Origin of the sequence: Catenibacterium sp. CAG:290 (assembly GCF_000437715.1) — a bacterium.
Lineage (GTDB): Bacteria > Bacillota_I > Bacilli_A > Erysipelotrichales > Coprobacillaceae > Catenibacterium > Catenibacterium mitsuoka_A.
Genome location: NZ_FR898788.1, coordinates 1 through 5,402, shown reverse-complemented (window position 1 = coordinate 5,402; position 5,402 = coordinate 1). Strand labels below are relative to the sequence as shown.

The 5,402-nt window shown below is 33.4% G+C and carries 4 protein-coding genes; all 4 read left to right on the top strand.

Annotated elements, in window-relative coordinates:
* The coding region (locus tag QVO42_RS03210; protein ID WP_288163710.1) for a UDP-galactopyranose mutase at positions 1-234 on the top strand (234 nt) is incomplete at its 5' end.
* On the top strand, positions 234-1,241 hold the full coding sequence (locus QVO42_RS03205; protein ID WP_022424736.1) for a glycosyltransferase family 2 protein: 1,008 nt from the start codon (positions 234-236) through the stop codon (positions 1,239-1,241). The genes QVO42_RS03210 and QVO42_RS03205, both read left to right, overlap by 1 nt.
* A 10-nt stretch (positions 1,242-1,251) precedes the next feature.
* On the top strand, positions 1,252-2,277 hold the full coding sequence (locus QVO42_RS03200) for a glycosyltransferase (protein WP_022424735.1): 1,026 nt from the start codon (positions 1,252-1,254) through the stop codon (positions 2,275-2,277).
* 187 nt (positions 2,278-2,464) lie between these two features.
* Positions 2,465-5,402 (top strand): glycosyl hydrolase 53 family protein (locus QVO42_RS03195; RefSeq protein ID WP_288163706.1); only part of this gene is annotated, 2,938 nt, incomplete at its 3' end.

The window sequence follows — 5,402 nt, the reverse complement described above, 5'->3', positions numbered from 1 at the left end:
ACACAGCCAAAGACTGTTATCAGTAGAGAATACAGCTCTGAATGGAAGCTAGGAGATGAACCATACTATCCAGTCAATGATGAAAAGAATGGTGCCTTATATGCAGAATATAAGAAGCTAGGAGAAGCAGAAACTAAAGTGATCTTTGGTGGAAGACTAGGAGAATATAAGTATTATGATATGGATGCAGTTATCGCAGCTGCACTAGCTAAAGTAAAAGAGGTATTTGAATAATGAAGAGTTTAATATCTATTATTATTCCTGTATATCGTGGAAATCCTGTTTATTTCAATAAGACAATCGAAAGCTGTCTCAATCAGACTTATGATTATGTAGAAGTGATTATTATTGATAATGGATGTAATGATGCGTTGCAGGATACTTTAAGTGAATTAAATACAAAAGAGAATGTGACAGTTGTAAAGAATTCTAAGAGCGGTGTATGTTCTGGTAGAAACTTAGGTGTAAAAACAGCTAAGGGAGACTATATCATGTTCTTAGATGCAGATGACTGGATTGAAAGTAATGCCTGTGAAATACTATTAAATCATGCAGTAGAAGCAGATGCAGATTGTGTGATCTGTAACTATAGTAGAGACTATAGTGATCATAGTGAAAAGATGCTTCACTATATAAGAGATACAATGTATAAGGACTGGAAGGATTATTTAAAGGATCTGTTAAATGTACAGGCAGGTGTAGGATTCTGCTGGGGTAAACTCATTAAAGCTTCTACTATTGAAAATGTATTATTGAATGAAGAATTAAGTCTTGCAGAAGATGCAGAATATTGTGCACGTGCCTCACAGAACTGGAATGTTATTGTAGGTGACGAACATCCTTTAGTTCATTATATATTCAATGATCAATCTGCAGTACGTAAGTTTGATACAGCTTATGCAGATAAGTTCCTCTTATCTATGAAAGCAGTAGAAGAAGATTTAAAAGATGTCATGGCAGAAGATAAGAATATAGAAACATTATTCTATAACTTTGTAAGTTATCATGTATTACTTATTCTAGTGAATTATTGTGCACATCCACAAAATAAAGATCAAGCGATGTCTTCTTTGAATACTTTAATGAAGAATGATTTATTTAAACGTGCTATAAAGAACTCTAACTATAATGGTATGTCTATGACACGTAAAGTACCATTATGGTTCTTAAAACATAAGATGAATAGATTCGCATTACTTGTAGGACAAGTAAGACAGAAACAGTTTTCTAAGAGTAAATAAGGAGAGTAAAATGGAAAAGTATTATTTAAATTTAACCGCTGATAATAAATTTGACGCGGGGTCAAAAGCAGTAAAAGACTGTTATCAGATTTTAAAAGAAAATGGGTTTAAGAACTACGATATCAACAACAAAAAAGAAGGAAATAAAATCGTTAAAAAGATTTATAACATTTGTGCATTAAGAAAGTTCTATGGGTTCCCAAATGATTCTCTTATAGTTTTTCCTCATCCAATTTATACAGAAACTCAGTATATTAATATATTGAAAAAAATTAAGGAAAAGAAAAATTTAACTTATGTATTTTTAATTCATGATTTAGAAACCCTAAGAGGATTATTCCTTGATGATAAAGAAAAGTTTGAATTATGGGATAAAACAATGCTTGAAATTGCAGATTATATTATCTCCCATAATGACAAAATGACAGAATATTTAGTGGATTATGGAATTCCAAAAGATAGAATTTTTGATTTAGAAGTATTTGATTATCTATATCCAAATGAAAATACTATAACTTATGATAAATCAGTATTATTAGCAGGTAACTTAAATCCTCAAAAGAGTAATTATATTAGCCAGTTAAAGAATATCAAGAATGTTAATTTTGAGTTATATGGTGTCAATTGCAGTGATGAATGTTTAGCTGATAATGTAAATTACAATGGAGCTTTCCCACCTGATGATGTTCCAGCTCAATTAACAAAAGGTTTTGGCTTAGTTTGGGACGGGTCATCTGTTGATGAATGTACAGGTAATACAGGTAATTATTTACGTTATAACAATCCACATAAACTTTCTTTATACCTTGCATCAGGTATTCCAGTTATTGTATGGAAACAGTCTGCTGAAGCAGGATTCGTAGAAAAATACAATGTTGGTTTTGCGGTAGAGTCACTTAATGAATTAACTGATATTATGAGTGATATGACAGAAGAAAAGTACTTTGATATTGTGAAAAATGTGAAGGATGTTTCTAACAAAGTACGTAACGGATATTTCTTAAGTAAATCACTAGAAACAATCAAAAAACTATAGTCGTTAATATAGAAGCTAAGAAGATGCAGGATTTCTTCTTATCACTATAAACCTTCGCGAGAAGGTTTTTTTAATGTCTAAATGTATCTTTTTATACTAATATATGTCATTTTGTGTCACGTTGGGTGATTCTTTGAGTAAAATTATGTTAATATATTCTCATACTATATAAGAGGAAGGGATATATATGAACAAAAAGTTGATTACAAGTTTTGTAAGTGCAGCGCTTGTTTGTTCGATGGGCATGTCTGGTGTAAGCGCAGTAACTCCAGTACCAACTATGCATAACAACAATCAAGTCACTGCAACATCATTGAGTCGTTCTGTAGCTGATTACAAGAAGATTGAAGGCATTAACGATCAGACTGTATTAGGCGCAGATTTTACTCATTACCAGCAGGATTTGGAATGGGGTAAAACGTATTACAATTACAAGAGCGTCAAAATTGATAACCTATTTAAGTTTGTACAGGGACAGGGAATTAATACGATTTCTGTCAAGGTTGCAGTAAATCCGGACACATCAAATGATAAAACTAAATGTTATACACTAGATAGTGCTATCAAAACAATTAAAGCAGCTAAAGAAGCAGGCTTAAAAACAAACATCACATTATTCTATTCTGATGATGTTACTTATGCAAATAGTCAGCAATTACCTGCAGGATGGACTCAGGATAATGCGGTAGAAAAGGCAACAGACTATACTAAGGAAGTACTTGATACTTTAAGTAAGAATGATGCTTTACCTACTATGATGACTATTGGAAATGAAGTGAATTATAATTTCCTTGGTCTAACTGAAGGTGGAGGATGGGATGGCTTTGTCGCAATGGCTAACATCTCTAAACTTATTAATGAAAAAGGTGTTAAAACAGCTTTAAGTTTTGCAGCACCTGATGATGCTGAAGGTATTCAGTATGTGATTGAAAAGCTAGGTTATGCAGGCGTAGACTATAGCTATTTAGGTGTTAATCTTTATGCTGATCGTAATGGTATTAATGATTATGTTAAAACATTACGTACTACAGTAAAAGAAAAGGCAGCAGATAAGCAGTTAATTGTTTCTAACATCAAGTTCCCACGTAAGAATAATGATGAAACAGCATCTACTGAAACACAGGCAGACAGCATTTATAATTTATTAAGTGCTTCTATTAGTGATAGTAATGCAGGTGGTTTAATTTATGATGAAGCTGAGTATGTAGGAAGCTGGAATGGTTTCTTTAATGAACAGGGACTTGCACAGACTTCTCTTGCAGTATTTGGTTTTGCACAGGGTTGGAATATTGATATTGATTCATACAGAGATCCTTATGAATATGGTGATGATACTGGTTTAAAGGAAAAGAATGTCACTATTAATAAGATTTCTAATATGTCTGAATCTACAATCAGAGGTGTAGATGTTGGATCATATGTAGCACTTACTAATGCAGGTGTTAAATATTATGATTATGATGGCAAAGAACAGCCATTAATGAAAATCTTAAAGGATAATGGTGTTAACTATATCCGTTTAAGAATCTGGAATGATCCATACAATGAAAAAGGCGAAACATACGGTGGTGGAGATAGCACTGTAGATAATGGATTAAAGATTGGTAAAGAAGCAACTAAGTATGGTATGAAGGTGCTTGTTGACTTCCATTATTCTGATTTCTGGGCAGATCCTGCAAAACAGATTCTACCAAAAGCATGGCAGAAGGATGCTAATGATCCAGATAAGATGTGTGAAAATATCCATGACTTCACTAAAGATACTTTACAGAAATTTAAAGATGCAGGTGTTGATGTAGGTATGGTACAGGTTGGTAATGAAATTACCAAAGGTATGGCTGGTATTCATAATAAAGACAGTAATAATTCTGTTTGGAAAAATGAATCTCAGTATTCTGTATTAGACCGTTATTTAAATGCAGGTTCTAAAGCAGTACGTGAAATTCTTCCAGATGCTTTAGTTACATTACATATTGAAACACCTAATCGTCAAATCTATTCTATGATCATGGATGCATGGGAAAAAGGAAATGTAGACTATGATGTTTTAGGTTCTTCTTATTACCCATTCTGGTGGAATACACCTGATATGTTGAGGGATGTACAGACTCTTGCAAAAGAAAGAGGAAAGCTATTTGCGGTTATGGAAACTGCATGGGTTAACAGTTATGAAGATGGTGATGGTACACCAAACTCTATCGGTTCTGATTATGGACTTTATCAGTATGAAATTGGTCCTCAGGGACAGGTAGATGAATTAACTGATATGTATAAGGTTCTTACTGAACAGGATAACGGTTTAGGTGGCTTCTATTGGGAGCCAGGATGGATTCCAGTGAAAGCCGGATGGACTAACTGGGAGTACAATAAAGAAGTCGCTGATAAGTATGGTACTGGATGGGCTTCTAAGGGTGCTGTAGGTTATGCACCAGACGATGAAATGTATTATAATGGTCAGCCTTCATGGGGTGGATCAAGCTGGGATAACGCAACATTATTTGATATCCAGGGTAATGCACTACAGTCATTAAAGTTCTATAAAGATACAGTGTCTTTAGGTAAGGTTCAGACTACAAGAATCAATATCGTGAATAAAGAAAAAGAAGTTCTTAAGACTGAATATGTAAATGTAAATGTTGGTGATACAAAGACAATCAAACTTCCAAAAGTTAATGGTTATTATGCATCAAAAGGTAACTATAACTATACAGTAAAAGGTGATACTGATGGTGTTAAGACAGTTACAGTCACTTATAATCATTCTACAGAAGCTAATCTAGTTTACGTGGATGGTGATTGGTACTTAATGCAGGATGGACAGGTTGTACATGAAACTACTCTTGCACAGGTTAATGGAACAGGTACTTGGTATTATGTAGAAGATGGTAAACTCAACTGGAATTATACCGGTTTAGTAAAATACTATAGTACTTGGTATTATGTTCAGAATGGTGTTCTTGACTGGAACTACAATGGCTTAATCTACTACAATAATACTTGGTATTATATTGAAAACGGTAGAGTAAATACAAACTACAACAATCTAGTAAAATACAATGGTAACTGGTATTATGTTCAGAACGGTAAGATTGACTGGTCAGTGAATACATTATCACAGGTTAATG